The 25240-nt window shown below is 72.8% G+C and carries 21 protein-coding genes and 2 pseudogenes; 11 read left to right on the top strand and 12 right to left on the bottom strand.

Features of this window, described 5'->3' with window-relative positions; all coding sequences use genetic code 11:
- Window positions 1-1325 (bottom strand): annotated as a pseudogene (locus ACFWYW_RS54210) (hypothetical protein); the annotation flags it as partial.
- Between ACFWYW_RS54210 and ACFWYW_RS54215 the strand changes: the two are divergent.
- From ACFWYW_RS54215 to ACFWYW_RS54225, 3 genes are all read left to right on the top strand, one after another.
- Window positions 1324-2631: a S8/S53 family peptidase gene (locus ACFWYW_RS54215; RefSeq protein WP_379612821.1), complete on the top strand. Its 1308-nt coding sequence runs from the start codon at window positions 1324-1326 to the stop codon at window positions 2629-2631. The pseudogene ACFWYW_RS54210 and the gene ACFWYW_RS54215 overlap by 2 nt on opposite strands.
- Before the next feature lie 105 nt (window positions 2632-2736).
- Window positions 2737-3306 (top strand): RNA polymerase sigma factor, encoded by a 570-nt coding sequence (locus ACFWYW_RS54220; protein WP_379641378.1) that lies wholly within the window; start codon window positions 2737-2739, stop codon window positions 3304-3306.
- A gap of 4 nt (window positions 3307-3310) precedes the next feature.
- Window positions 3311-3769 carry a hypothetical protein gene (locus tag ACFWYW_RS54225; protein ID WP_379612823.1) on the top strand — a complete coding sequence of 153 codons (459 nt, stop codon included), beginning with the start codon at window positions 3311-3313 and terminating at the stop codon, window positions 3767-3769.
- A 2-nt stretch (window positions 3770-3771) separates the two neighbouring features.
- On the opposite strand, the gene ACFWYW_RS54230 is transcribed toward ACFWYW_RS54225, so the two are convergent.
- From ACFWYW_RS54230 to ACFWYW_RS54250, 5 genes and pseudogenes are all read right to left on the bottom strand, one after another.
- A complete protein-coding gene (locus ACFWYW_RS54230) occupies window positions 3772-5022 on the bottom strand; it encodes a matrixin family metalloprotease (protein ID WP_379612989.1) in 1251 nt (416 codons plus the stop codon).
- Between the two features lie 6 nt (window positions 5023-5028).
- A pseudogene (locus ACFWYW_RS54235) lies at window positions 5029-5265 on the bottom strand (peptidoglycan-binding domain-containing protein); the annotation flags it as partial.
- A 74-nt stretch (window positions 5266-5339) separates the two neighbouring features.
- Window positions 5340-6071 carry an RNA polymerase sigma factor gene (locus ACFWYW_RS54240; protein WP_379612824.1) on the bottom strand — a complete coding sequence of 244 codons (732 nt, stop codon included), beginning with the start codon at window positions 6069-6071 and terminating at the stop codon, window positions 5340-5342.
- Between the two features lie 4 nt (window positions 6072-6075).
- Entirely contained in the window at window positions 6076-7245 is a 1170-nt protein-coding gene (locus tag ACFWYW_RS54245) for a S8 family serine peptidase (protein WP_379612825.1), read from the bottom strand.
- Window positions 7246-7358: 113 nt separating this feature from the next.
- Window positions 7359-8933, bottom strand: coding sequence for a PQQ-dependent sugar dehydrogenase (locus ACFWYW_RS54250; RefSeq protein ID WP_379612826.1), 1575 nt, complete (start codon window positions 8931-8933; stop codon window positions 7359-7361).
- A gap of 345 nt (window positions 8934-9278) precedes the next feature.
- On the opposite strand from ACFWYW_RS54250, the gene ACFWYW_RS54255 reads away from it, so the two are divergent.
- Window positions 9279-10847 carry an alpha/beta hydrolase gene (locus ACFWYW_RS54255; protein ID WP_379612827.1) on the top strand — a complete coding sequence of 523 codons (1569 nt, stop codon included), beginning with the start codon at window positions 9279-9281 and terminating at the stop codon, window positions 10845-10847.
- Here ACFWYW_RS54255 and ACFWYW_RS54260 read toward each other — a convergent pair.
- Genes ACFWYW_RS54260 through ACFWYW_RS54280 form a run of 5 tightly spaced genes read right to left on the bottom strand, consistent with a single transcriptional unit; the run spans window position 10831 to window position 17624 of the window.
- Window positions 10831-13464: a sugar-binding protein gene (locus ACFWYW_RS54260; protein ID WP_379612828.1), complete on the bottom strand. Its 2634-nt coding sequence runs from the start codon at window positions 13462-13464 to the stop codon at window positions 10831-10833. The genes ACFWYW_RS54255 and ACFWYW_RS54260 overlap by 17 nt on opposite strands.
- 16 nt (window positions 13465-13480) lie before the next feature.
- Window positions 13481-14260: a carbohydrate ABC transporter permease gene (locus tag ACFWYW_RS54265; protein ID WP_379612829.1), complete on the bottom strand. Its 780-nt coding sequence runs from the start codon at window positions 14258-14260 to the stop codon at window positions 13481-13483.
- Window positions 14257-15135 carry a carbohydrate ABC transporter permease gene (locus tag ACFWYW_RS54270; RefSeq protein ID WP_379612830.1) on the bottom strand — a complete coding sequence of 293 codons (879 nt, stop codon included), beginning with the start codon at window positions 15133-15135 and terminating at the stop codon, window positions 14257-14259. The genes ACFWYW_RS54265 and ACFWYW_RS54270 overlap by 4 nt, the downstream gene beginning before the upstream one ends.
- The gene (locus tag ACFWYW_RS54275) at window positions 15132-16484 is read right to left on the bottom strand and encodes an extracellular solute-binding protein (RefSeq protein WP_379612831.1); all 1353 of its coding nucleotides are present in this window, start codon (window positions 16482-16484) and stop codon (window positions 15132-15134) included. Before ACFWYW_RS54275 ends, ACFWYW_RS54270 begins: the two co-directional genes overlap by 4 nt.
- Before the next feature lie 3 nt (window positions 16485-16487).
- Window positions 16488-17624, bottom strand: coding sequence for a PfkB family carbohydrate kinase (locus ACFWYW_RS54280; RefSeq protein ID WP_379612832.1), 1137 nt, complete (start codon window positions 17622-17624; stop codon window positions 16488-16490).
- 122 nt (window positions 17625-17746) lie between these two features.
- Here ACFWYW_RS54280 and ACFWYW_RS54285 point away from each other — a divergent pair, with 122 nt between their 5' ends.
- The 4 genes from ACFWYW_RS54285 (at window position 17747) to ACFWYW_RS54300 (ending at window position 21095) form a co-directional block, all read left to right on the top strand.
- Window positions 17747-18505: a DeoR/GlpR family DNA-binding transcription regulator gene (locus tag ACFWYW_RS54285; protein ID WP_379612833.1), complete on the top strand. Its 759-nt coding sequence runs from the start codon at window positions 17747-17749 to the stop codon at window positions 18503-18505.
- On the top strand, window positions 18502-19848 hold the full coding sequence (locus ACFWYW_RS54290) for a 6-phospho-beta-glucosidase (RefSeq protein ID WP_379612834.1): 1347 nt from the start codon (window positions 18502-18504) through the stop codon (window positions 19846-19848). The genes ACFWYW_RS54285 and ACFWYW_RS54290 overlap by 4 nt, the downstream gene beginning before the upstream one ends.
- Window positions 19849-19949: 101 nt before the next feature.
- A complete protein-coding gene (locus tag ACFWYW_RS54295) occupies window positions 19950-20333 on the top strand; it encodes a VOC family protein (protein ID WP_379612835.1) in 384 nt (127 codons plus the stop codon).
- Between the two features lie 63 nt (window positions 20334-20396).
- Window positions 20397-21095, top strand: a complete 699-nt coding sequence (locus tag ACFWYW_RS54300; protein WP_379612836.1) for a TetR/AcrR family transcriptional regulator — start codon at window positions 20397-20399, stop codon at window positions 21093-21095.
- A 218-nt stretch (window positions 21096-21313) separates the two neighbouring features.
- Here ACFWYW_RS54300 and ACFWYW_RS54305 read toward each other — a convergent pair whose 3' ends face one another.
- On the bottom strand, window positions 21314-22513 hold the full coding sequence (locus ACFWYW_RS54305; protein WP_379612837.1) for an acyltransferase family protein: 1200 nt from the start codon (window positions 22511-22513) through the stop codon (window positions 21314-21316).
- Window positions 22514-22718: 205 nt separating this feature from the next.
- Between ACFWYW_RS54305 and ACFWYW_RS54310 the strand changes: the two genes are divergently transcribed.
- From ACFWYW_RS54310 to ACFWYW_RS54320, 3 genes are all read left to right on the top strand, one after another.
- Window positions 22719-23564, top strand: coding sequence for an ABC transporter ATP-binding protein (locus ACFWYW_RS54310; protein WP_379612838.1), 846 nt, complete (start codon window positions 22719-22721; stop codon window positions 23562-23564).
- Window positions 23565-23646: 82 nt separating this feature from the next.
- Window positions 23647-24732, top strand: coding sequence for a DUF6745 domain-containing protein (locus ACFWYW_RS54315; protein WP_379641379.1), 1086 nt, complete (start codon window positions 23647-23649; stop codon window positions 24730-24732).
- An 11-nt stretch (window positions 24733-24743) separates the two neighbouring features.
- Window positions 24744-25193 (top strand): hypothetical protein, encoded by a 450-nt coding sequence (locus ACFWYW_RS54320; RefSeq protein WP_379612840.1) that lies wholly within the window; start codon window positions 24744-24746, stop codon window positions 25191-25193.
- Window positions 25194-25240: the final 47 nt, after the last annotated feature.

Here is a 25240-nt window from a genome sequence, read left to right on the forward strand (position 1 = left end):
GCCTGTTCGGCGCCCTGCGGGGGGGCCTGGGCGCGCAGTTCCGAGGAGCCGAGCGTGCCGCGGTGCTCGTCGATGACGGCGAGGCCGCGGCCGCAGGCGTGCAGGAGCGCCCGCGCGTCGCCTTCGAGCCGCGCGAGCAGGGCGTGGGCGAGCCAGCCCGTGGTCCGCGCCTGCGCGGGGCCGCCCCGCCGCGCCCGCGCCGCCGCCGTGAGGTGCTCGCGCGCCACCCGGGTACGGCCCAGCGCGAGCGCGATCCGGCCGGCCAGCAGGTGGCCGAGCGGCAGGTGCGGTGAGGAGAGCGCGGCCAGTTCGCGCACGCACGCCCCGGCCGCCCGCAGCAGCGCGCCGGTCGGCGACCCGGCGGCGAACTCGGCCCGCACCATCACCAGCCGCGCGTGCGCCCGCCACCACCGGCGCCGCTGCCGGTCGAAGAGCCGGGCGGCGCCTTCGGCACGTTCCAGGGCGGCGGCTGGGCGGCCGGCCGCGAGGGCGCAGTCGGCCGCGGTCAGCATGAGCTCGGCCTGTTTGGAGCGCTGCCCGCGCGTCCCGAGCAGCCGCTCGATGGCCTCGTCCGCCTCTGCCAGCGCCTCCTCTGGCAGCCCGGCGGTCAGCAGGGCGGCGCAGCGGTGCAGGCTCAGGTTGGCGTCGGCCGCGCCGAGCCGGTCGTAGTGGCGGGCGGCGGCGTCGAAGTGGCCGAGCGCGGCGGGCAGGTCGCCGACGCGCAGCGCCAGCACGCCGTGGTTGGCGGTGGCGTCGGCCGACTCCAGCTCCTGTCCCGTCTGGACGAACAGCTCCCCGGCCCGGCCGAGATCGGCGGCGGCGCGGGCCAGCGCACCCAGCGCGAGGTGGCAGAAGGCCCGCTCGGTGCGGGCGCGGGCCTCCCACAGCAGGTCACCGGCCACGCGCAGGACGGAGATGGCGGCGTTCAGGTCGGCCAGCGCGGCGCGGTGGCGGCCCAGTACGAGCAGCACGCCGCCGCGCCTGAGCAGGATGCGGCCGTGGGTCAGGCCGGTGGACAGCTCCACGGCGGTGTTGAGCGCGGTGCGGCCGGAGGCGGTGCGCCCGGCGAAGACGAGCGCGACGCCGAGCGTGGCCAGGACGTCGGCCTCCCGCTCGGCCGAGCGGGACTTCCTGGCCAGCCGCTGGGCCGCGCGCAGCTCCCGTACCGCCTGCTCGATGTCGCCGAACTCACGCAGCACGATGCCGATGGCCTGCCGGGCGAGCGAGGCGGCGTACGGGCCTGGATCGTCGGCCAGTAGCCGGCGGGCACGTTCCAGCGCCTCGTTGGGACGCGACAGCGCGAGGGGGAGCAGGTCGGCCGCCATGAGTCCGACAATGCGCGCCGGCCGTAGCGCCCGCAAGCCCTACGGCGATGTACTGGCTATGGATGCGGTCTTCGAGGCGCAGTTCCGAGCCATCCAGCGCAGGATGGCGGCAAGGGGGGTCACCGCCGAGGTGGCGTGGACTCCCGACGGGCAGGTCGACTACGTGTACGAGGCCGATCGCCTGCTGGTGATCGACGAGGGCAGGAACGTGGGCCGGGTCAGGGAGTTGCTGCCCGGCGCCGAGGTCGTTCCCGAGGAACGGCAGCGGCCGGAAGGAGAGGAACGCCAGCCCGGCAACACCACGATGCTGGTGTCGATCGAGAACCTGGACGACGGCCGGCGTACCGTGCCGGAGGCGCTCGACCTGCTGGAGGAGCGGGACGGCTCGGCCCGTGCCGCGGACGAACCGCCGCTGGCCTCGCCCAACCACGTGCTGCACATCACCCGGCTGTGCCCCGCGGTCGAGCCCGAGGTGCCGGGCGGGATGCCCGCGCAGCCGTGGCCGCCCCAGCGGGCCCCGGCGGAGAAGGCGCGGCGAATCCTGATCGGGATCGTGGACACCGGCATTCTCGAAGACCTCCCGCACCCCTGGCTGGCGGGGGTGCGCGGCGACGTCGAGCGGATCGGGCCGATCCTGCCCTCGGGGCTGGCGCACATCGAGCAGTTCCAGGGCCATGGGACCTTCGCCGCCGGGGTCGCGCGCTGCACGGCGCCGGACGCGGAGGTGTACGTCGCCGACCACTTCGCCGAGTCGGGGGCGGAGCGGGAGAACGTGATCATCAACAAGATCATCCGGCTGATCAGGGACCTGCGCCCGCAGGTCGTCAACCTGTCCGCGGGTACCTACACCCGCAACCGCTGGGACTCGCTCGGCTTCTCCCTGTTCCCCGACCTCTTCCCGGACGTGCTGCTCGTGGCCGCGGCCGGCAACGACGGCACCTGCCGCCCCTTCTACCCCGCCGCCTTCCCGTGGGCGCTGGCCGTCGGCGCGCTCGGCCCCGACCAGGTCCACCGCGCCTGGTTCAGCAACCACGGCCCGTGGGTGGACGTGTACACGCTCGGCGAAGGCCTGGTCAACGCCTACGCCACCGGCACCTACACCTACCGCGAGCCGCCCCGGCGCCCCGCCAGGCAGAACTTCGCCGGCATGGCCCGCTGGGACGGCACCTCCTTTTCCGCACCGCTGGTCGCCGGGATCGCCGCCGCCCACCTGGCCACGCACGGCGGCGGTCCCGAGGACGCCAGGCGGGCGGTGCTGGACGCCACCCGGCACGAGCGGGGTATCGGGGCCGTTCTGCGGCTCTGACGTATCAGGGCGCCGCCGCCCGCCTCTGTAAGGAGTGAGAACGACTGTGACGGAGGCCGGCATGATGCGCTTTCCCGGCGGCGCCCGCCGTATGAAAATGGCGTGATGCGCGATGATCCAGCGGTTGTGTCCCTTGTCCGGCGCGCACACGCCGGCGACAAGGACGCGTGGGACGAGATCGTGGAGCGCTACGCTCCGCTGGTGTGGGCGACCTGCCGGGCCTTCCGCCTCAGCCGGGACGAGGCAGACGACGTGGCCCAGACCGTGTGGCTGGCGCTGCTGGACCACCGGCTGCGCGAGCCGGCGGCGCTGCCGGGCTGGCTGGCCACGGTGACGCGGCGCGAGTGCGGCCGGCGCAGCGCCTCCGCCGCCTGGCAGCGCACGCACCTGAAGCCGTGGGCCGACCACGACGCGCCCGCCGACGACGAGCCGGTCGACCGCGAACTGCTGGAGGCCGAGCGCAACACCGCCCTCTACGCGGGTTTCCGCCAGCTGGGCGAGCGGTGCAGGGCTCTGCTGTCCTTGCTGGTACGGCTGCCGCCGGCGCCGTACGAGGAGATCAGCGCGACGCTCGGCATCCCCGTGGGCTCGATCGGCCCCACGCGCGGACGCTGCCTGGCGGAGCTGCGGCGGCGCCCGGAGGTCGCGGCGCTGATCCGCTCGGAGGGAGGCTGACGCGATGGAGTCACCGTGGTGGGCGGACGACGAGCGGCTGCTGGCCGCGCTCGGCCAGGCCAAGCGGGCGGCCGAGGAGGTGCCGCCGGAGTTCGTGAGCGCGGCCAAGGTCGCGTTCGTGTGGCGTGATGTCGAGGCCGAGCTGGCCGGGCTGGTCTACGACTCGGCACTGGACCGGGAGCTCGTGGCGGTCACCAGGGGCGGGCAGCGGGTACTGATCTTCCGCACCGGCAAGGACACGATCGAGGCCGAGGTGGGACCCGAGACGCTGCTCGGGCAGTTGCTCCCACCCCGGCCCGGTACGGCCGAGCGCCAGCTCGCGACCGGGGAGGCCGAGACCACCCCGATCGACGAGGCCGGCTGCTTCGTCTTCCCCTCAGCGCCGTCCGGCACCTTCCGGATCCGCTGCCGCTCGCAGGAGGGCGTCGTGCGGACCCCGTGGGTGACCGGCGCGCCACGCTGAGGTCACGACCAGCCGTTGCTGGGCGCGGTCTGCCAGCGGTGCCAGAGCGCGGAGTCGGTGCCCTTGATGAAGACCTCCAGCCGCCCGTCGTGGTTGGTGGTCGCGATCGGGCCTTCGAGCATCTCGCCGCCGAGCCCGGACCAGCCGGACCAGCCGCCGCCGGGCGAGACCTGCCAGATGTGGTAGACGGTGTTGTCCAGGCCGCGGACGAACACCTCCAGCCTGCCGTCGCCGTTGCGGGCCACGGAGGGCTCGTCGATCCAGCCGCCGAGCGAGGCCCACCCGGACCAGCCGCCGCCGGGGGTGACCTGCCAGATGTGGTGCAGGGCCGAGTCGGAGCCCCGGACGAACACCTCCAGCCGCCCGTCGGGGTTGACGGCGACCTCGGGGTCCTCGATCCAGCCGCCGAGCCCGTGCCAGCCGGACCAGCCGCCGTTCGGGACCGTCTGCCAGTTGTGGTAGAGCCCGCCGTCGGTCCCCCGGCCGAAGATCTCCAGCCGCCCGTCGTGGTTGCGCCCGACCGCGATCCGTCCCTGCAGGACCCCGCCCAGGCTCGACCAGCCGCTCCATCCGCCGCCGGGACTCGTCTGCCAGTTGTGGTGCACGGCGTTGTCGGTGCCGCGGACGAAGACCTCCAGGCGGCCGTCGGCGTTCGTGCCCGCGGCCGTGGCGAAGACGACGCCCTGCAGCGACGACCACTGCGGGCGGGCGCCGTAGATGGAGCGGATGCCCTGGATGTCGTCGTCGCTGAGCTCGCGGCGTACGCCCTGGTAGGACGGGAACATGACGGCGTTGTTGTCGGCCGAGTGGGCCAGGCCCAGCCCGTGGCCGATCTCGTGCAGCGCCACCGTGTACAGGTCGAACCCGCTCGGCGGTACGTTGACCGACCAGGTCTCGTCCTCGTCGAAGTGGCAGTCCCCGGCGATGTCGCCGCCGTTGGGCGGCGGGTAGAAGCAGTGCGCGAGCACACTGCCCTGGCCGTCGAAGGGGAAGCCGTCACCGTGGTCGCGGGCCGCCCAGGCGATCCGGATCTGGCCGTTGTTCCCGACCTCGGTGAAGGTGAGGTTCGTGACCGCCGCCCACCGGTCGAAGGCCGCCCGCAGCGCCGCGCGCTGGTCGGCTTCCGACACGTCCGGGCTGAAGGGCGGGGTGAAGCTGTAGGTGACCTCGTTCGTCGGCCACCGGTTGCCCTGCGCGACGAACTGGCCCGCCGACGGCTGGTCGGGGAAGCCGCAGCGCGGGGTGCGCATCATCGTCAGCGTTTCCTCGTTCAGCGCGCCGGTCGGCTCGATGCCGTGCTGGCGCTGGTACTCCGAGAGCGCCAGCTCCATCCGGTCGTCGAACAGCGTCAGGTCCTCCGGGGCGAAGACGACGGCCGGGCGGAACAGGGCGTTGCCGGTGCGCAGGCCCGGGTTGGGGAAGTAGCCGAAGCGCTTGAGGAACATGTAGAGCTGCCGCACGTCGGGACCGGAGTCGCCGTGCTTGAGAGGGATCATGAAGATCGCCTTCCTGCGTGGGAACGTTCCGTTCACCCCTACGGAGGCGGGCGAACCCCTCGTGATACATCCGGTCAGCCGAGAATCCAGCCGGTGACGATCTTCCTGCCGCCCGCCGTACGGCAGAGCAGATAGAACGGGAAGCGAGGCAGCGGCCGGATCGTGAAGCGGCCCTTCTCGCCCGGCGTGGCCGGGTGGGACGGCGGGCACGGGCCGCGCGCCTCCACCTCGGCGGGCTGGGCGGGCCCTGCGGCATGCCCGCTCCCCTCCAGGATGCGGCGGAGCCTGGCCAGGCACCGGCCGCGGCTCGGGCCGATCCCGCCGACCGGCATGCCGAGCCGCTCGCCGATCAGGGCGTACGGCAGCGGATCCGGGCCGAGGCACAACGTCAGCAGGTCGCGGCAGCGCGGCGGGAGCTGGGCGAACGCCCGGCGCAGGAGCAGGTCGCGCTCGGCCTTCTCCAGCTCTTCGGCGATCAGGTCCGGCCCGGTCTCCGGCTCGAAGTCCAGCGGCCGCTCCACGTCGCCGCGCCGCTGGACCTCCCGCGCCCTGCGCAGGCACTCCCGGTGGGCGGTCCTGGCCAGCCAGCCGGGAAGGGCGGCCGGTTCGCGCAGGGCGTCCAGGTTCTCGACCAGGCGCAGCCACACCGTCTGCGCCGCGTCGTCGGAGTCGGGCCGCACCAGGCGGAAGCGGCGGCACATCGACCACACCAGCGGGGAGTAACGCTCGACGATCTCGTCCCAGGCGGCCTGGTCGCCCTTTCTCGCCCGCGTGACCAGGGCCACGACCTCCGGGGCGTCCCTCATCGGCTCAGGTCTGGCCGGGCGGATGGATGTCGTGGACCGCCGGGCGGTGAAGCAGGTACTCCTTGGCCTCCCTGGCGCTGGATCCGCGCCGGTGGGCCAGGCCCGCGATGGCGCCGCTCACCGCCGCCGCGGCGAACGAGGTCCCGCTCCAGGTGGCGGCGCCGGAGTAGAAGGCCTCCTCGCCCTTGGGCAGGCTCACCCTACCCTCCAGGTAGGTCGAGGTGACCCCGGCCCCCGGGGCGTGCAGGGCCACCCACGGCGCCTTCGGGCTGAACTCCGCCTCCGCCCCCACCGCCACCACACCCTCGCAGGCGGCGGGGAACGCCTTCGCGTGCCGCCGCCCGCCCGGCTCGGCCCCGTGGTTGCCCGCCGCGGCGACCAGCACGGCCTGCTCCCTGAGGCGGGCCACCGCGCGCCCGATGACCAGCGGGGGCTCGTCGTCGGCGGTGAAGCAGGCGAAGGACAGCTGCAGCAGGTCCACCTCCTCGGCGACGAAGCTCACCATGCGGGTGGCGACGTCCCAGGAGTCGGCGCAGACGGCGTCCTCGTCGAGTGCGGCCCGCACGACCAGCTCGGCGTCGGGGGCGTGGGCGGCGATGATCCCGGCGACGAACGTGGCGTGTCCCGCCAGCATCGGTGTGGGCGCCTCGCGCACCCGTGGCAGCAGGGCCGCCGAGTCCGCCATGAACCGGCCCGCGAGCTGGTCGTGCGGCCAGATCGGGGTGTCCAGGATGCCGACGCGCAGCCTCGGGTGATCGGTCAGGCTCCTGGGCGCCAGCCGTACGCCGCCCGGGACGTTGCGCGGGGCGCCCGCGGACGCGAGTCCTTCGACGTTCTCCACCAGCCGGTGCTTGCCGATCACGAACTCCGGGCGTTCCTCCCGCAGCGCGCGCAGCACGAGATCCAGATCCTCCACCGGTGTCTTCGTGCCCCGCGGCACCAGGTCCCGCCGCTCGCGTAACATCCTTGCCACCGCCGGCAGCCCGGTGACCTCGATCCGCGCCAGCCCGAGCAGGGCGCTGCCCGCCTCGTCATCCCGCCGCACCCACGCGGGGCCGTCGATGTCCGCCCATGTGTCGATCAGGTGCGTGACCGCTCTGAGGTGCACCAGGTCGACGACGAGCTCGTCGTCGTAGTACTGCTCCACGCCGGTGTCGGTGATCCGGCCGCTCATGTGACCCTCCGGGGTGCGAGTTACGTGCCATCTGTACGGAGGGCGCTGAGCGCCGGCTGATACAAACCGCCGGGGGTGGGGTGCCGTGTGGGGTGGGCGCGGCACCCCCCGGGTCAGGACTTGGTGATGCGGACGCTGTCCAGGCCGGCCTCCAGGAGGCTGGCGGTGGCGGCGTCGTTGGCCTGGACCTCCAGCTGGACGGTCTGGCCGGCGAAGGCGGTCAGGTCGGCACTGGCCTGCTGCCACGCCCCCGCCACCTGGGATGCCGCGCCCAGGCGCTCGTAGACGGTGGTGCCGCCCACGCGTACGCGCAGGTAGTCGGCGGAGGAGGAATTGTTGAGGTGGGACAGGTAGGCGGAGAAGGTGAGGGTCAGCCGGGTGGCGGCGGGCAGGGTGATCTGCGGGGAGCGCACGGTGGTCAGGCCGCCGTCGACGTCGTTGGCGCCCGCCTGGCTGCCGGCGGTGCGGCCGGTGACCAGGGAGTTGGCGCCTCCGGCGGCGTTGCCGGGCTGGATGGTGGCGCCGGAGTACGTGGTGGGCTCGGGGTCGCCGCGCTCCCACCGTCCGGAGGTCGCCGTGTCGGACGCGCCGGGGGTGGTCCAGCCCTTGTCCGTCTCGAAGTCGTCCTCGTAGACCGTCTCGCCGCCGCCGGTGTCTCCGGGCGGGAAGCGGACGACGCGGTCGTCCTGGGGTGCGGGGGTGCCGCGGCCGTCGCGGTTGCCGGTCAGGATCCAGAGGTGGCCGTCGGGTGCCACCGCGGCGTGGCGGAGCCTGCCGTACGTGCCCCGCAGGACGTTGTCGGGTGTGCCGCCCGGGAGAGGGACGCGCCAGAGGCGGGTGCCGCGCAGCGCGGCGGCGAACAGGGTGTCGCCGATGATGGCGGCGCCGCTCGGCGAGGCCTCCGCCGTGGTCCAGGTGACGAGGGGGTCGCGGTAGCGGGGCGCGCCGCCGTTGCCCTCGACGACCGGCCAGCCGTAGTTGCCGCCGGCGACGATCTGGTTGACCTCGTCCCAGGTGTTCTGGCCGAACTCGGTGGCGTACATCTGGCCGGCCGCGGTCCAGGCGAAGCCCTGCACGTTGCGGTGGCCGAGGGTGTAGACGAGTGAGCCGGCGTACGGGTTGTCCGGGGGGACGGTGCCGTCGGGGCGCATGCGCAGGATCTTGCCGGCGAGGCTCTGGAGGTTCTGGCTGTTGCCGGTCTGGTTGGCGTCGCCGGTGCTGGCGTAGAGCATGCCGTCGGGGCCGAAGTGGATGCGGCCGCCGTTGTGGATGCCGGACTTGGGGATGCCGCCGCGGATCAGGGTGGGCGTGCCGGGGGCGGACAGGGTGAAGCGGACGATCCGGTTGTCGGAGGCGGCGGTGTGGTAGGCGTAGACGTAACGGTCCTGGGCGTAGGTCGGGGATACGGCGATGCCGAGCAACCCGCCTTCGCCGGAGGCCGAGACGCCGGGGACGCGGGCCACCTCGACGGGGGCGGCGCCGGGGCGTACCTGGACGATTCTGGCGCTGTTGCGTTCTGAGACCAGCGCGCTCCCGTCCGGCAGGAAGGCGAGGCCCCAGGGAATCTGCAGGCCGCTCGCCACTACTTCCGGACGGGTGAAGTCGATGTCGGCCGGCTGTGCGTGGGCCGGGGCGTGGAAAGCCGTCGCGATGAGGGTGGTCGCGATCAGCGTGCGAATAAGCACCATAACGCCGACATGACAAAAGCCAATAAACGCTGTCAAGGCCCGAAACCCCCGGCTTTCAGCCGAAAACCCAACCGTATATACGTCACATATCCGACTATCAGGCGATATTTCTGGTCGCTCCGAGTTTTTCAGGGTTTCAGCGTTAGCCACCGCCCCACCAGACCCGACCACACCACCTTCCACCGCCCAAGATTCCCACCTCACCGCCACCCCTAACAAAACGCCATGCCGCAAACCCGCTCCCGATCCATCCCCCCGGCCCCACCCGGGTCGGCCGAACGGCCGGGTGATCTCCGTCATCCGGCCGATACGCCGGGAAATCGGCGGCCACTAACGTCGCTGCACATGCCGATGATCCACACCTCTTTTCCCACCTCCCCGGGCCCGCGGGCCGGGCGCCGGTGGGCGGGCCGCGTGGTGGCGGCCGGGCTCGGGGTGGCGCTGCTGCCCGCGCTCGCCCTGCCGGCCGCCGCCACGACAACCACCGACCAGGCCGCCGCTGTCACGACAACCGCCGACCAGGCCGTTGCCTGGGGTGCCTGCAAGGACAGGCAGCTCAAGCGGGCGGGCGCCCAGTGCGCCAAGGTGCGCGTGCCTCTCGACTACGACGATCCGGCGGGCCGTACCATCGAGATCGCGGTTTCGCGCGTCAAGGCCACGGGCGAGCGGCGCGGCATCCTGCTGGCCAACCCGGGCGGGCCCGGCGGCGTGGGGCTGGGGTTCGCGGCGTATCTGCGGGCCACGTTGAAGGGCGTCGCCGGCCGGTACGACCTGATCGGGTTCGACCCGCGCTTCCTCGGCGAGAGCACCCCGATCACCTGCGGCAAGGCCGCCCCCAAGCCCGAACCGCCACGCACCACCTCTCCCCGGAGGGAGTTCGAGGAGTCGCTGCGCGCGGCCCGCGACACCGCGCGCCGCTGCCTGGACAAGGGCGGCAACAGGGAACTCCTGCCCCACGCCACCACGAACAACGTCGCCAGGGACATGGACGCCATCCGGGCCGCCCTCGGTGAGCGGAAGCTGTCCTTCTTCGGCGTCTCCTACGGCGCCGACCTGGGCGCGGTCTTCACCCAACTGTTCCCCGGCCGGGTGGACCGCATGGTCATCGACTCCTCCAGCGACCCGAGGGTCACGCAGTACGAGCTGTTCCGGCAGTCGGGCGGACCGCTGGAGCGGGCCCTGGACCAGTGGGCCCGCTGGGCCGCCGCCCGGCACGACCGCTACCGGCTGGGCCGTACCGGAGCGGCGGTACGGGCGGCGGTGCGGCGGCTGGTCGAGCGGGCCGAGCGCAGGCCGCCGGTGGTGGACGGCGTACGGCTGGACGCGGCCGTCCTGCGCCTGCTGCTGAGACAGCTCGTCCAGCACCGGGAGCAGGACGAGGCGCTGGCCGGGGTGGTGCGCGACCTGGTGAACCGGCCGGTCAGGCCGGGACCCCACCTGCGGGCGATGCTGGACCTGCTCCGCTCGCCCGACCTGGCCGGCAGCATGCTGGGCGCCACGTTCTTCATGTGCGGCGACGCCGGCTGGCCCGCGGGCGGGTGGCCGGACGATCCGGAGACGTACTGGCGGAACATGCGGCAGAGCCGGGCCGCGCAGCCGGTGTTCGGGCCGCTGGTCAACGGGATGATGGCGCCGTGCGCGTACTGGGAGGTGGGTTCGCGCGAACCGGTCACCGCGATCGGCAACGCCGTACCCGTGCTGATGCTGCAGGCCAGGTCGGACAACCTCGGCGGTGCGCTCGTCCTGCACCGGCGGCTGCGCGGATCGCGGCTGCTGACGGCCGAGATCCGCGCGCACGGCGTGTACGGGCGCGGCGCCGACGGCGGCAGTCCGCTGCCCTGCGCGGACCGCGCCGTCAACGCCTACCTCGGGGGTGGCGAGCTCCCCGGCAAGGACTTCACCTGCCGCCCGTGAGGCGGGCCTGTGAGGCCTGCGTCCCGGGTCCGGCCTGCCAGCCCGCGACCACGGCCGCCCTGCCGGACAACGCCCGGGTGAGGGGCACGCTGACCGTCGTGCTCCCCTTTCCTGACACGGTGACCACGTGGCCGCCCGCCGTACCCTTGGCGTCGCGCACGAACAGGTGCGCCTTGCCCGCGGCGCCCGTGACCAGCGTGACCTTGACCGAGTCCCCGCGAACGACGGCCGAGACGACCCGCCCGAAGGCCGCGCGCGCGACGGGCGGGCCGCCCGCGAGCGGCAGGCCCAGCCGTACGGCCTGCTCCAGCGACTCCGGCGAGTCCAGGCTGGACAGCCCGGTGTCCGGGATCACCGGGTCGGGCGGCGTGGTGGGCCGGCCGGCCGGAGGCTGGTAGCCGGGCATGGTGGCCAGGCCCCACCGGTACGGGTCCCCCTGTACGCCGCCCCATGTGGACCAGCCGATCCGGGTCTGCCCGGTCTTGTCCTGGGTGTCGGAGTCGTAGAAGAGGATGTTCACCCCGAGCCGGGCGGGGTCGACGGCGCCGGGCACCTGCTCCAGCGGAATGGCCAGCTCCACCGTGTAGCCGCCGTCCCCGGTCTTGGCGGCCACCGGCAGGTTCGCCGGCCCCTGCCGGTTGTCGGCGTCGCGCAGCACGCACGGCGGCCCTTCCGCGGTCACCGGCAGCACCGCCGCCTTGAAGGTGGTGGAGGTGTTCTCCGAGACGCCGCGCGGGTCGAGCGTCACCTCCAGCGCGTCGGTACGCCAGTGCCGCTTGCAGTCGGCGGCCGGCAGCTTGGTGCCCACCACGTCGTCCTTGATCCGGGCCAGCACGTAAAGGGTGTCGTCACGCCAGGCGAGCTTGGCCGTGCCCGAGCAGTCGGCCGGGGAGGCGCAGGCGCTGCCCTCCCAGAGCCGGGAGATGTCGAGCGCGGGCCCGGGGTACTCGCCGTCCGCCTCGGCCCCGTCCACGGTGGGCGCGGCGGCCGGGATCACGGTCGCCGGGACGAGCTCCAGCGCGGGCTTGCTCACGCTGGAGCCCTCCCCGCTGGTGGCGGTGATCGTGTAGGCGTAGTCGCCGCCCTCGTTGGAGGTCTTCAGCGAGGGGTCGGAGTTGGTGACGATGAACGGCACGGTGACCGACGCGCCCGGCGCCAGCCCGCTGTAGGGGGCCTCCACGCGGTCGGCGGTGAACCCGTCCGGCAGCTCCACCTTCACGCTGCCCGACTGCGCGGTGCCGGAGACGTTCGTGACGACGACGCCGACCTGCCGCGAGCCGCCGGAGCCCAGCGTGAGCACGGGGGTGACCAGGCCGCGCAGTTGCGGGGCGAGCTCGCCGGCCCACGTCTCGTACTGGCCGACCTGGGGAAGCAACTGCTGCGTCGCGCGTACGGCCGCGCCGACCTCGACCTGCCGATCGGTGTACCCGCTCCCCCGCTCGGTGGCCAGGGTGGCGGCCAGCCGTACCCGCTGGCCGGTGGCGGCGCCCTGCGGCGGCGTCACCGTGAAGACGGCGGCGCCATCGCGCCCCGCGGACAGCCTGCCGAGCTCACCCGAGCCGCTGACCTGCCACCCGGCGGGCACGCGCAGCGTCACCGACGAGCGGCCGAGCGCCGCCCGGCCCCGTACGGCGGCGCGCACGGTGAACGCCTTGCCCGGCCGCACGTCGAAGGCGCTCGGGGTGAGCGTGAACTCGGTGCCGAGCGGCACCGTCCCCGGCGCCCTGACCAGCGCGCCGTCGAGGATCGCGGTCGGCGCGGCGGCGGCCTGGCCACCCGGAGCCGGGAACGGCGCCCGCGCGTCCACCTGCGTGAACAGGTCGCAGCCGAGCTTGGCCGGATCCGTGGGCACGTCGGGGAACCCGGCCCAGCCCTGTGAGGCGTAGACGCGCTGGGCGTCGCGCTCGATCGCCGCCCACGTGCGTCCCTGGGCGGACGAGGCGCGCCCGCTCCACACGCCGTAGACGTTGCGCACCGGGTCGGTGACGGCCGAGCAGCCGGGGCCGGCCGGCGCGGTGATGCCGCGCGCGCCGCCGAGCAGCAGGCGGGCGGGCGCGAACGGCCGCAGGCCCTCTTCTCTCAGCTGCTCGGGGAAGGCCTTGGGGTCGGCGGCGGCGTAGAACGCCTCGACGGCCAGCCTGGCGGCCTGCTGGTGGTTGCCGTGGTTGCCGGGCGACGGGGCGGGGTCCATGGTGAGCAGCACTTCCGGCCGGGTCTGCCGGACGATCCGCACGACCTTGGCCAGCGTGTCGCCGCCCCAGATGCGGTCGGTGAGCGGGGCGCTGACGGTGTAGTAGAAGTCGACGTCGTCGAGGTTGAACACGTCGGTGACGCCCGCCTTGGCGACCGCCCGGCGCTCCTCCCCTTCGCGCAGCAGGCCGAGCGCGGGCCCTTCCTCGGGCCCGACGGCGTTGCCGCCGCCCTCGCCGCGGGTGACGGTCACGACGCCGGTGCGCACGCCGTGGTCTTCCTTCCACTGGCCGAGCGTGGACAGGCTGAAGGCCTCGTCGTCGGGGTGCGCGCCGACGAAGAGCACGCCCAGGTCCTTCGCCGGCTCAGCCTTTGCGGGTACGGCGGGCGTCAGGAGGAGGAGCGTGGCGATTAAGGGTGTCAGCATGGAACCTCCGGAGGGGCTATTCGCGGACCGCCCCCTGGAGCAGCCCGCGGATGAAGTGGCGCTGGAGGAACAGGTAGAAGATCACGACCGGCGTCGCGACGATCACGGACCCGGCGGCGAGCAGGGCGAAGTCGGAGGTGTACTGGCCCTGGAAGAAGGCCAGTCCGAGCGGGGCGGTGCGCAGCCCCTCGCTGGTCACCATGATCAGCGGGATGAGGAACTCGTTCCACGTCCACATGAAGACCAGCAGGATCAGGGTGACGATCGCGGGCCTGGCCGGGGGCACGAGCACCTGCCAGAGCGTCCGCCAGACCGAGGCCCCGTCGATGCGGGCGGCCTCGACGATGGCGCGGCTGGAGGAGCGGAAGTAGGCCCGCATCCAGAAGGTGCCGAACGCGACCGACAGCGCCACCTGCGGCAGCGCCACCGACCAGAACGTGTCGGTCAGCCCGAGCGTGCGCAGGTCGAAGTAGAGGGGTACGGCGATGGCCTCGCTCGGCATCATGATCCCGAGCAGGAACAGGTAGAACAGGATGTTCTGCCCGCGAAAGCGCATGGTGCCGAAGGCGTACCCGCTCATGATCGACAGGGTGACGCTGACGACCACGACGAACGCCGACACCCCGAGGCTGGTGCGCAGGTAGGTGTGGAAGTGCCCGGTCTCCCAGGCCTGCGCGAACCCCTCGACGCCGCCGCCGGCCGCCGCCTGGAGGATGGTGAGGATGGGGAAGAGCGCGAACATCGCGAACACCGACAGGATCGCGTAGTTGCCCAGTCGCTCGGCGCGGGAGATCACGGGACGCTCCTGTCGGCGAAGCGGTTGATCACGAAGGAGACCGCGAAGATGAAAAGGGTCAGCGTGACCCCGATCGCCGCCGCCGAGCCGACCTGGCCGAGCTCGAAGGCGCGGTGGTAGACCTCGTAGGACGGCACCGAGGTGGAGTTGCCCGGCCCGCCCCCGGTGGTGATGTAGACCAGGTCGAACGTGCGCAGCGCGGCGATCACGGTCAGCGTGAGCGCGACCGCGATCTCGCCGCGCACCGAGGGCAGCGTGACCGCGAAGAACTCGCGCACCGCGCCCGCGCCGTCCAGCCGCGCGGCCTCGTACAGCTCCAGCGGGATCTTGCTCATCCCGGCCAGCATCAGCACGGTCACCAGCCCGGTCTCGAACCAGGTGCCGACCACGCCGACGGCCGGCAGCGCGAAGGCGTAGTCGCCCAGCCAGCCGCGCGCCAGGCCGCCGAGGCCGACCGCTTCGAGCAGGGCGTTGAGCGAGCCGTCGGAGGAGTAGACCTGCCGCCAGGCGACGGCCACCACGACCATGGCCACGACCTGGGGCAGGAACACCACCGTCCGGAAGAACCCCAGCCCGCGCACCTTGGCGTGGTTGAGTATCGCCGCCAGCATCAGCCCGATCGCCAGCGGCAGCACGGCGTAGAAGAACATGAGCACCAGGGCGTGCCCGAAGGCGTCGCGCAGTTCCCCGTCGGCGATGATCGCCGCGTAGTTGTCCAGCCCCGCCCACGTGCCGAGCGTCAGCCCGTCCCAGTCGTAGAGCGACAGCTGCACCGCCCGGCCGATCGGGTAGAGCAGGAAGGCCGCGTAGACGGCGAAGGCCGGCAGCAGGAACAGGTAGGCGACGCGCCGGGGCTCGCCTGGCGGGCGGGTCATCCGTTGCTGTCCACGAACTTCTTGTAGTCCTTCTCCAGCGTGGCCAGGAACTCCTCCGGCGTCGCCTTCTTGGCCATGAGGTCCTGCAGCGCAGCGCCGAGCGTGTCGGCGAAGGTCGGGGTGGCGTAGTCGAGGTACGGCAGCAGCCCGTCCTGCTTGGTGATGGCGGCGAAGGCGGTGAACATGTCCTTGGTCGGGCCCTCCTCCACCGTCTGCTGGTCGGTGTCGGCCACCGGCAGCAGGCCGTTCTGCGTGAGCACCTTCATCGCGTCGGCGTTGGTGATGAAGTCGAGGTAGGCCGCCGCGGCGTCGGGGTTGGGGCTCTTGGCGGTGACGGCGAACGGCAGGCCGGTGCCGCCGGTGGCGGCGGGCGTGCCGGGCGGCAGGGAGAAGCCCAGGTCCTTGCCCATGCTCTTGCCGAGCTCGCCGATCAGCCAGCTGCCGCCGATGTAGAAGACGCCCTTGCCCTTGCCGAACGCCTGCCAGGAGGCGTCGTAGCCGAGGCCGTTGACGTCCTTGTTGAGGTAGCCCTTGTCCATCCAGTCGACGAGCTGCTGGGCGGCCTTGGTGTTCTCCGGCGTGGACCAGGTGGCGCCCTTGCGGCCGAAGCCGAGCGTGGCGATCTGCTCCTTGGGCACGAACTGGCCCTGGACGGTGCCGAAGACGTGCACGGCGGGCCACTTGTCGAGGTTGCCGAGCATCAGCGGCTGCTCGCCGGCCTGCTTGGCCTTCTCCAGCGCGGCCTGGAAGTCCGCCCAGGTCGTGGGCGGCTGGAGGCCGAGCTTGGTCATCTTGGTGCGGTTGTAGAGGAGGCCGACGACCTCGCCGGCCTGGGGCATGCCGTACACGCTGCCCTGTCCGAAGTCCTTGCCGTCGGGGGTGTAGCTGACGTACTGCAGGACGGACTGGGGGTAGCGCTTCTTCCAGCCGTACGCGTCGGCGTAGGCGTCGAGCGGGCGGAGCTGGCCGGCCTTGACGAAGGCGCCCATCTGGGGGCGGCCGTTGTTGGCCTGGACCACGTCCGGCGGCTCGTTTCCGCTCAGGGCCAGGCGCAGCGTGGTGTTGAGGTCGTCGAAGGAGCGCGAGACCCGCTTGATCGTGATGTTGGGGTACTTGGCCTGGAACGCGGTGTTGAGCGCGGTCATCTGGGCGTTCTGCGCGCCGCGTACCTCCTGGTCCCAGACGGTCAGCGTCACCTTGCCGAGCGCGGCGGCGTCGGTGCGGACCGCGGCCGGGCTCGACGCGGCCGGCGACGATGCGGCCGGCGGCGCCGAGGACCCGGGGGCGCAGGCGGCCGCGGCGAGCGCCACGGCACCGGCGGCCAGCGCGGCGCGCGTGGAGGCGTTCATGGGTTACTCCTTCTGGGCAGGCGGCTGGGGAGCCATCCCCAAATCGGCGTAGCGGGCGATGGTCGCGGCCGCCCTGCGGACAGCGCCCACCGGTACCGCGGGGACCAGGGTGTCGAGGAAGGCGTAGCGCCGCGCCAGCGACTCGCCGTAGGCGCCGGTGTGCCCGGCGGAGGCCCGCACCTCGTGCCACCAGTCGGCGATGTCGCCCCAGCCCGGCGCGGCCAGCGACCCGCCGAACTGCTGTACGGCCAGCGCCGCGCAGAGCCCGGCGAACGACAGCCGGTCGGTCAGCGGCCACTCGCACAGCGTGCCGAGCACGAACGCGGCGCCGAAGACGTCGCCGGCGCCGGTGGGGTCGAGCGCGTTCACCCGCGGCGAGGGGACGAACGCCTCCTCGCCGGTGGTGGAGTCGATCGCCATGGCGCCGTTGGCGCCGTCGGTGACCACGGCGAGGGGTACCCGGTCGGCGATGGAGTAGAGCGCGTCGCGCGGGGTGTCCATGCCGGTGTAGGCCATGGCCTCGACGGCGTTGGGCATGAAGGCGTGGCAGACGGCGAGCTGGTCGAGCACCGCCTGCGACCAGGCGCCCGAGGGGTCCCAGCCGACGTCGGCGAAGACCAGCGCGCCGTCGCGGTAGGCGAGGTCGGCCCAGTTGCGGTCGCCTTCGGAACCGCCGAGCGGCTCGTCCGGGGAGAGCGTGACGATGACGGCGCGAGTGCGCGGCGGCTTGCCGATCATCTCCGAGGCCGCCATGGGCGAGGGATGGCCGTGGGTGACCATGCTGCGGTCGCGGTCGACGGCCATGGAGACGGTGACGGGCGAGTGCCAGTGCTCGAAGCGGCGCGACCTCGACAGGTCGACGCTCTCCTGTTCCTCCAGGGTCCGCCAGCAGAAGTCGCCGTAGTCGTCGTCGCCGAACGCGGCGGCCAGCGAGGTGCGCAGGCCCAGGCGGCTGGTGGCGATGGCGAGGTTGGCGATGCCGCCGGGGCAGGAGCCCATCCCCTCGGCCCAGACCTCGCTTCCGGCGGTGGGCATGGCGGGCAGGCCGGTGAAGACGATGTCCAGGAAGACCATGCCTGCCAGGAAGACGTCGAACTGGGGGCCCTCGGAGCTTCGCCGCTGGGCGAGAGGGTCGTACACGATAGCCGGTCCTCCTCGACAGATCGAAGATGTGCGCAATCTTGCACGTTTGCTCGCTCATAGCAAGGGCCATTGGTAAATCGTGCTCACTGATGCGCGAAAATGACTGATACGATCCGTACGTGCTTCAGCGCCTCCGGCATGAGGAGATCATGCGCCGCGTCCGGTTGTCCGGCGCCACGAGCGTGCACGACCTGGCCAGGCAGCTCGGTGTGAGTCCGTCCACCATCCGGCGCGACCTGGAGGTCCTCGACCGCGACGGCACGCTCAAGCGGGTGCGCGGGGGCGCGCTGCCCAGCGTCGACGCCGACACCGACATGCCGTTCGCGCAGGTCGCCGCCATCCACGAGGGCGACAAGGAGGCGGTCGCGGTGTGCGCGGGGCGGCTCGTGCGCGAGGGCGACGTGGTCCTGCTCGACATCGGCACCACCACGATGCGCCTGGCCAGGCAGTTGCGCGGGCGCCGGGTCACCGTGGTCACCTCCAGCCTGGCCGTGCTCGACGTGCTGCGCGCCGATCCCGAGGTGGAGCTGCTGGTGCTCGGGGGGATGGTGCGCCGGCCGTACCACTCGCTGGTGGGGGTGCTCACGGAGGAGGCGCTGCGGCAGGTGGTCGCCGACCGGGTCTTCCTCAGCGCGAGCGGCGTGCGGCGCGACGGGCAGGTCGTCGACACGACGCTCGCCGAGGTCCCGCTGAAGCGCGCCATGATCGCGGCGGCGGGGCAGGTGGTGCTGCTGGCCGACCGGCACAAGTTTCCCGGCACCGGCGCGTTGCGGGTGTGCGGGCCAGAGGATCTCGACGTCGTCGTCACGAACGACGGCGCGGACGACAGCACGCTGCGCGCCTGCGCGGCGGCCGGCGCGGAGGTGGTGCTCGCATGAAACTGGCCGTTCTCGGCGGCGGGGGCTTCAGGGTCCCTCTCGTGTACGGCGCGCTCCTGCGTGACCAGGCGAAGCCGCGCGTGGAGGAGGTGGTGCTCCACGACGTGTCCGAACGGCGGCTGGCGGCCATCGAGAACGTGCTCGGCCAGCTGGCCGAGGGGCACGAGCGCCCGCCGCGTGTGCGCACCACCACCGACCTGGACACCGCGCTGGCCGACGCCGACTTCGTCTTCTCCGCCATCCGCGTGGGCGGGCTGGCGGGGCGTACGGCCGACGAGCGGGTGGCGCTGGAGTTCGGCCTGCTCGGGCAGGAGACCACCGGGCCGGGCGGCATCTCGTTCGGGCTGCGCACGATCCCGGTGGCGGTGCGCGTGGCCGAGCGGGTGGCGGCGGTGGCGCCGCGCGCCTGGGTCATCAACTTCACGAACCCGGCCGGGATGATCACCGAGGCCATGCGCGGCGTGCTCGGCGACCGGGTCGTCGGCATCTGCGACTCGCCGATCGGGCTGATCAGGCGGACCGCGGCGGCGCTCGGCCTGGACTCCGCGCGCGTCTCCCCCGACTACGTGGGGCTCAACCACCTCGGCTGGCTGCGCGGGCTGGTCCACGAGGGCCGCGACGTGCTGCCCGGCCTGCTCGCCGACGACGCGGCGCTGCGGCAGGTGGAGGAGGCGCGGATCTTCGGCGGCGACTGGGTGCGCACGCTCGGCGCGCTGCCCAACGAGTACCTGTACTACTACTACTTCAACCGCGAATCCGTGGCCGCGGCCCGGGCCGCCGAGCACACCAGGGGCGAGTCGCTGGTCCTGCAGCAGGACCGCTTCTACACCGCCGTGCGCGAGCGGCCCGGTGACGCGCTGAGCGAGTGGACCAGGACGCGCCGGGAGCGCGACGCCAGCTACATGGCCGACACCCGCGACCTCACCGGCGCCGGTGAGCGTGAGGCCGCCGACCTCCAGGCGGGCGGGTACGAGGGGATCGCGCTGGCGCTCATGGCGGCGATCGCGCGGGGCGAGCCGTCCACGATGATCCTCAACGTGCGCAACGGCAGCGCCGTACCCGGACTGCCGGCGGAGGCCGTGGTGGAGATCCCGTGCGCGGTGAGCGGCGCGGGCGTACAGCCGCTGGCCACGCGGCCCTTGCCCGGCCGGTTCCTGGGCCTGATGCAGCAGGTCAAGGCGGTGGAGCAGGCGGCCATCGAGGCGGCGCTCACCGGTTCTTCCGCGCTGGCGGTCGAGGCGCTGGCGCTGCATCCGCTGGTCGACTCGGTGGACGTGGCCCGGCGGCTGCTCGACGCGTACCGGGCGCGCATCCCGGAGCTGGCAGCCGTCCTTCCCCGCTGAAAAGCCTCTTGCGCGGGTACCCGCTCGGTGTCTACTGTAAAGCTCAGTATCCGGCGGACACAAAGTCTCCGGAGGAGAGATTACTGAGATAGGGGACACTCATGTCGCTCTTCGTCAACCTGCACGTCAAGGACCTCGCCGCCAGCCTCGGATTCTTCGAGAAGCTCGGCTACAGCGTCGACGAGCAGCTGACCAACGACGACGCCGGCTGCGTGAACCTGGGCGAGGGCGTCTCCCTCCTCCTGGTCACGGAGCCGTTCTTCACCTCCATCACCGGCAAGGCCATCCCGGACACCGGCGCGAGCACCGAGGTGGCGCTGGCGCTGCAGGTGGAGGGCGGGCGCGCCAAGGTGGACGAGATGCTCACGACCGCGCTGGCCAACGGGGCGAGCGAGACGGGCGAGCCCGAGGACAACGAGTACATGTACAGCCGCAGCTTCCGGGACCTCGACGGTCACCTCTGGAGTGTTCTCGTCATGGCCTGACGTGTCTTGTGTAAACAGAGGTATCCTCAAGACACACCACGTGGTGGATCCGAGGAGGAGCGCATGGCGGCAGGAAACAAGATCGAAGAACTCCTGTGGGAACAGCCCGCGCCCGCACGGCCCTCGCTCAGCCTCCCCAACATCGCCCAGGCGGCCATCGCGATCGCCGACGCCGACGGCATCGAGGCGGTCTCGATGCAGCGGGTGGCGGGCGACCTCGGGTTCACCAAGATGTCGCTCTACCGGTACGTCTCCAGCAAGGCCGACCTCGTCGCCGTGATGATCGAGCGGGCGGTGGGCGATCCGCCCGATCTGTCGGGCATCGAGGGAGGCTGGCGGCCCAAGCTGGAGGAACTGGCCCGGCTCGTGGCGGCGGTCTGGGCCCGGCACCCGTGGCTGCCGTGGGCCACGCTGGGCGACCGGATGATGGGGCCGCGCGAGATCGGCTGGACCGAGGCGGCCGTCGGCGCCCTGAACGGGACCGGCCTGACCGGCGGCGAGCGCATGGACGCCGCACTGCTGATCTTCGGCCACCTGCGCAACACGCAGTCGCTCGCGACGGCGGGCACCCAGCCGTGGGCCGAGGACCGCCAGGCCAGCCCCGCTTTGGCCCAGATCCTGGACCGGCACGCCAGCCGCTTCCCCGCCCTGGTCGAGGCGCTGGCCGACGTGGGCGACGCGCCGCGCGACTCGGGCCGCTCCTTCGGCCTGACCTGCGTCCTGGACGGCCTCGCCGCCCGCATCACCACCCCCCGCCCCTGACCACCCCCGCCCCTGACCACCCCCACGCCTGACCACCCCCAACCTCCGACCGCCCCACCCCGACCCCGCGCTCACGCCGGCAGCGCCCCCGAACTCCGGGCCCTTCGACCCCGAGGAGGCCCCAGGCCCCTGGAGGCCGCCCTTTCGCCGCGCCGCCGGAGTGCCCTGCTGCCGTGAAGCCCAGGTCTCCGAGCAGGGGGTGCCGCCGGGCACGCTGGTCAGGGTGGGGTGGTGAGGCGGCGGGCGTAGGACTGCATGGGGCGTTCGAGGTAGCGGTAGGTCAGCCAGCTCGCGGGCAGCATCAGCAGCAGGCACAACAGGCTGATGCCGATCTGCAGGGGGGCGGGCGCCCAGCGCAGGTCGCCGGTCATCGCGATCACCCCCGTCAGGATCGGCAGGTGCAGCAGGTAGAGCGAGTAGCTGATCACCCCGAGCCACACCAGCGGCGCCGGCACCCGGCGGGTACGCAGGAGCATGCCACCGGCGAACGTGGCCGCCGCCAGCACGATCGTGGTGATCCACACCGGCGGCCGCACCCACCACCACCCGGCGTCCAGCGCCCACACCGGGGTGAGCGCCACGAGGATCGCGGTCACGGCCACCGGCCACAACCGCCCGGTCCCGCGCTCCCATCGATGGACGGCGGTCCCGGCGAACATCACCGACAGGATCGCCGCCCCGAACCACGGCGTGGGGCTGGCGGTCAGCAGCAGGGTGAGGGCCATGACGCCGAGGGCGACGGCGGCGGCCGTACGGAAATATCCGGTGATGACGCAGGTCAGGCCCAGCCCGAAGACGGCCAGTGACGCCCAGGACAGCCACGCGCCCGTCAGGGGCGCGTTGCTCAGCGCGAGCCCGGCGGCCATGGCGGCGGCGGCGAAGGCGACCGACAGCGCGCTGCGGCCCACCCGCACGCCCGCCACGAACAGCGCGGCGACCAGCAGGTAGAAGACCATCTCGTAGGAGAGGGTCCACATGGTGTTGACCACGCCTCCGGCGCCGACCACGTCGAGGAGCATGGTGGCGTGCGAGGCCAGCGCCGAGGCGTCGCGGGGCACCTCCCTGCGCACCGGCAGCCAGAACGACAACGCCAGCACCACCGCGATCACCAGGAGGTAGAGCGGGTAGAGGCGGAAGAAGCGGCTGATCCAGAACGCGCGTACGTCGCCTTTGCGTTCCAGGGACACCGGGATGATGTAGCCGCTGACCAGGAAGAAGACGAGCACGCCGTACATGCCGAGGTTGAAGGAGGTGGGGCGCAGCCACGGCATCGCCCAGGTCAGCAGGTGCTCGCCCACGACGGCGAGCGCGCCGAGGCCGCGCAGGGCGTCGAGCCAGGCCAGCCGCGCGGGCGTCCCGGCGGCGACGGCGGGTACGGGCGGGGCGGCGGCGACGTCGTCGGGACGGGCAGCAGGCATATATCCCAACGTACCGAAGTGTCGGGAAAATCACCTTCAGTCCTGGATCAAGGTTCCTGCGGAGAGAAGTAGCTTAGGCCTACCTAACTTGCGAAGCGGAGCACTCGATGTTTCGCCGTGCGGCCGTACGCGTCGCCGCGCCGTTCCATGAAGCACAAGGATCATCCAGTACGTCATCTACGCCGTCGAACGCGACAAGGCGACCGTGCTGACCGCCTACGTCAACGGCAGCCTGTCGGCCGGGGCCGCACCTGACGCTGTCGGCGCTGGTCGGCGCGCTGCTGCTGGTGCTGGCCGACCTCGCCGCCCAGTCTCCTACGGTGGCGACCCCGTCGTACGCGATGTCAGCCTGGACATCCCGCACGGCGGGTTCACCATGGTCATCGGCCCGAACGGCTGCGGCAAGTCCACCCTCGTCAAAGCCCTGGCCAGGGTCCTGAAGCCGGCCGAGGGCACGATCACGCTGCACGGCCGCGACCTGTGGTCCTACCGGGGCCGGGAGGCCGCCAGGCACGTGGCGCTGCTGCCGCAGAACCCCGTGGCCCCCGACGGCATCACCGTCGGCGGCCTGGTACGGCGCGGCCGGTACCCCCACCACACGCTGCTGCGCCAGTGGTCGCCCGGCGACGACGCCGCGATCGGCTTCGCCCTGGAGCGCACCGGCCTGCGCGAGCTGACCGGCGCGCAGGCCGGCCGGTTGTCCGGCGGCCAGCGCCAGCGCGCGTGGATCGCCATGGTCCTGGCCCAGCAGACGGACCTGCTGCTGCTCGACGAGCCGACGACGTTCCTGGACATCTCCCACCAGTACGACCTGCTGGAGCTCTGCCGCGAGCTGCACCAGGAGGGCCGGACCATCGTGGCCGTCCTGCACGACCTCAACCAGGCGGCCCGCTTCGCCACCCACCTCGTCGTCATGGACGCGGGCCGGGTGGTCGCCGAGGGCCCGCCGGCAGAGGTGCTCACGCCGGAGCTGGTCAAGCGGGTGTTAGGGCTCGACTGCGACATCGTGGCCGACCCGCGCAGGGCCACGCCGATGGTGATCCCGCACTGACCGGCACTTGCGCGGGGCGCGCCCGGCCTGCCATCCTGGCCCACATGATCGTCATCAGAAAGGGCGTGCGCGCCCTCGCTCCGTGAGTGAGCAGCGGCGGCCGGTGGCCGCCGACATCCACGATGAATGGCTGGGCTGGGCACTGTCCACGCGGCCCGCCGACCGGCCCGCCGCGCAGGCGGCCATCACCTCCCTGTACGAACGGCTCGGCCGTCCCGCGCCCGCGTTCGTCTGGACCGACTCCCCCGCCGCCGCGCTGAACCACGTGCCACGCGGCATGCCCGTCCAGGCCTTCGGCCGACTGAACACGGCCGCCGAACTGTCCGTCGCGCAACGCCTCGCGACCCTCGTCTCCACCCTGCGCCACGCCCTCGACCAGCACGTCGGCCATGTCTGGGACCCCGGCTGGCCGTCGCGCGGCCCCGACCCTCTCGACGCCGTCGTCCGCGATCCCCTGCGCGAGACCGTCCGCGACGGCGTGTGCACTCCCCTCCGCCTCGCGCTCCCCCTCGCAGACCGCCTCACCTGGTACGGCCAGCACGACGCCAGCTGGATCGCCCACTACGACGCCTGGCGGCGCGTGGGCGGCCTCCGCTACGGCGCCCTGACCGCCCAGCTCGAACCGTGGGCCGAGCTGGCCCGGTCCTGCGGCTGGTGGTGGCCGCTCGAGGACCGGTGCGTGATCGCCGAGCGCCCGCTGTCGATCCGCCTGCGCGAGGGCCGCCTGCACGGCGACGACGGCCCGGCCGTCACCTTCCCCGACGGCTGGTCCGTGCACGCGCTCAACGGCTTCGTCGTGCCCGAGTGGGTCATCACGGGGCCCACGCCCGGCAAGATCGCCGCGGAGCCGAACGTGGAGGTCCGGCGGCTGGCCATCGAACGCCTCGGGTGGGGCCGCTACATCGAGGAGGCCGGGCTGAGCCTGGTCGCCTCGGCCCCCGACCCCGGCAACCCGGGCTTCGACCTGGAGCTGTACGACCTGCCGCCGACCGCGCTCGGCCGCCGCCCGAGGGTCCTGCTGGCCGTCAACGGCTCGGAGGAACGCGACGGGCGGCGGCGCCGCTACGGCCTCGGCGTCCCGCACTTCATCGACGACCCCGTGGCGGCGGCCGCCTGGACCTACGGCCTGTCCGCCCATCACTACACCCAGCTGGCCCGGCGCACATGAAAGGAGAATCCGTGAACCTCGACACCCTGTCCCGCCGTACCGGCCTGACCGTCCTGGACCACCTGGAGCGGCAGGTCGCCATCCCGGTGCTCGACGGCCTCCAGGCCCAGGGCGACCTGCTGATCGTCCCGATGCCCATGGTGGCCGTGGCCATCTCTTTCCCGCCGCCGGCCCGCTGGTCGAAGGTGTTCGGAAGGGGGCTGGAGGTCCTGCGCGGAGCCGCGGGCGGCAATCCGCACACGCTCGTGGCCGACGACGGCGCCTGCGTGTGGACCTGGGACGTCCGCGACACCATGGACCTGGCGCTGGGCGTGTTCCGCTGCGTCCGGCCGGTCTACCTCCTGCATCCCGAGCACGGGGCGAGCGGCTTCGCCCCCGGAACGTACGTGGTGCGCCGCCAGCGGGAGCTCGACCACCGCGGCTGGCGGCGCGGCGGCCGCGGCCGCCTGGTCGCCGACTAACGGTGGGGGCCCGCTCAGACGTGGCGGGCCCTCAACCTCAAGCGTGG

Source organism: Nonomuraea sp. NPDC059023 (genome assembly GCF_042740095.1).
Classification (GTDB): domain Bacteria; phylum Actinomycetota; class Actinomycetes; order Streptosporangiales; family Streptosporangiaceae; genus Nonomuraea.

What these genes read in the sequence shown, in the direction of transcription:
- ACFWYW_RS54215 (WP_379612821.1), top strand. Translation starts at nt 1,324, where the DNA reads ATGAGTCCGACAATGCGCGCCGGCCGTAGCGCCCGCAAGCCCTACGGC.
- ACFWYW_RS54220 (WP_379641378.1), top strand. Translation starts at nt 2,737, where the DNA reads ATGCGCGATGATCCAGCGGTTGTGTCCCTTGTCCGGCGCGCACACGCC.
- ACFWYW_RS54225 (WP_379612823.1), top strand. Translation starts at nt 3,311, where the DNA reads ATGGAGTCACCGTGGTGGGCGGACGACGAGCGGCTGCTGGCCGCGCTC.
- ACFWYW_RS54230 (WP_379612989.1), bottom strand. Translation starts at nt 5,022, where the DNA reads ATGATGCGCACCCCGCGCTGCGGCTTCCCCGACCAGCCGTCGGCGGGC.
- ACFWYW_RS54240 (WP_379612824.1), bottom strand. Translation starts at nt 6,071, where the DNA reads ATGAGGGACGCCCCGGAGGTCGTGGCCCTGGTCACGCGGGCGAGAAAG.
- ACFWYW_RS54245 (WP_379612825.1), bottom strand. Translation starts at nt 7,245, where the DNA reads ATGAGCGGCCGGATCACCGACACCGGCGTGGAGCAGTACTACGACGAC.
- ACFWYW_RS54250 (WP_379612826.1), bottom strand. Translation starts at nt 8,933, where the DNA reads ATGGTGCTTATTCGCACGCTGATCGCGACCACCCTCATCGCGACGGCT.
- ACFWYW_RS54255 (WP_379612827.1), top strand. Translation starts at nt 9,279, where the DNA reads ATGCCGATGATCCACACCTCTTTTCCCACCTCCCCGGGCCCGCGGGCC.
- ACFWYW_RS54260 (WP_379612828.1), bottom strand. Translation starts at nt 13,464, where the DNA reads ATGCTGACACCCTTAATCGCCACGCTCCTCCTCCTGACGCCCGCCGTA.
- ACFWYW_RS54270 (WP_379612830.1), bottom strand. Translation starts at nt 15,135, where the DNA reads ATGACCCGCCCGCCAGGCGAGCCCCGGCGCGTCGCCTACCTGTTCCTG.
- ACFWYW_RS54275 (WP_379612831.1), bottom strand. Translation starts at nt 16,484, where the DNA reads ATGAACGCCTCCACGCGCGCCGCGCTGGCCGCCGGTGCCGTGGCGCTC.
- ACFWYW_RS54290 (WP_379612834.1), top strand. Translation starts at nt 18,502, where the DNA reads ATGAAACTGGCCGTTCTCGGCGGCGGGGGCTTCAGGGTCCCTCTCGTG.
- ACFWYW_RS54295 (WP_379612835.1), top strand. Translation starts at nt 19,950, where the DNA reads ATGTCGCTCTTCGTCAACCTGCACGTCAAGGACCTCGCCGCCAGCCTC.
- ACFWYW_RS54300 (WP_379612836.1), top strand. Translation starts at nt 20,397, where the DNA reads ATGGCGGCAGGAAACAAGATCGAAGAACTCCTGTGGGAACAGCCCGCG.
- ACFWYW_RS54305 (WP_379612837.1), bottom strand. Translation starts at nt 22,513, where the DNA reads ATGCCTGCTGCCCGTCCCGACGACGTCGCCGCCGCCCCGCCCGTACCC.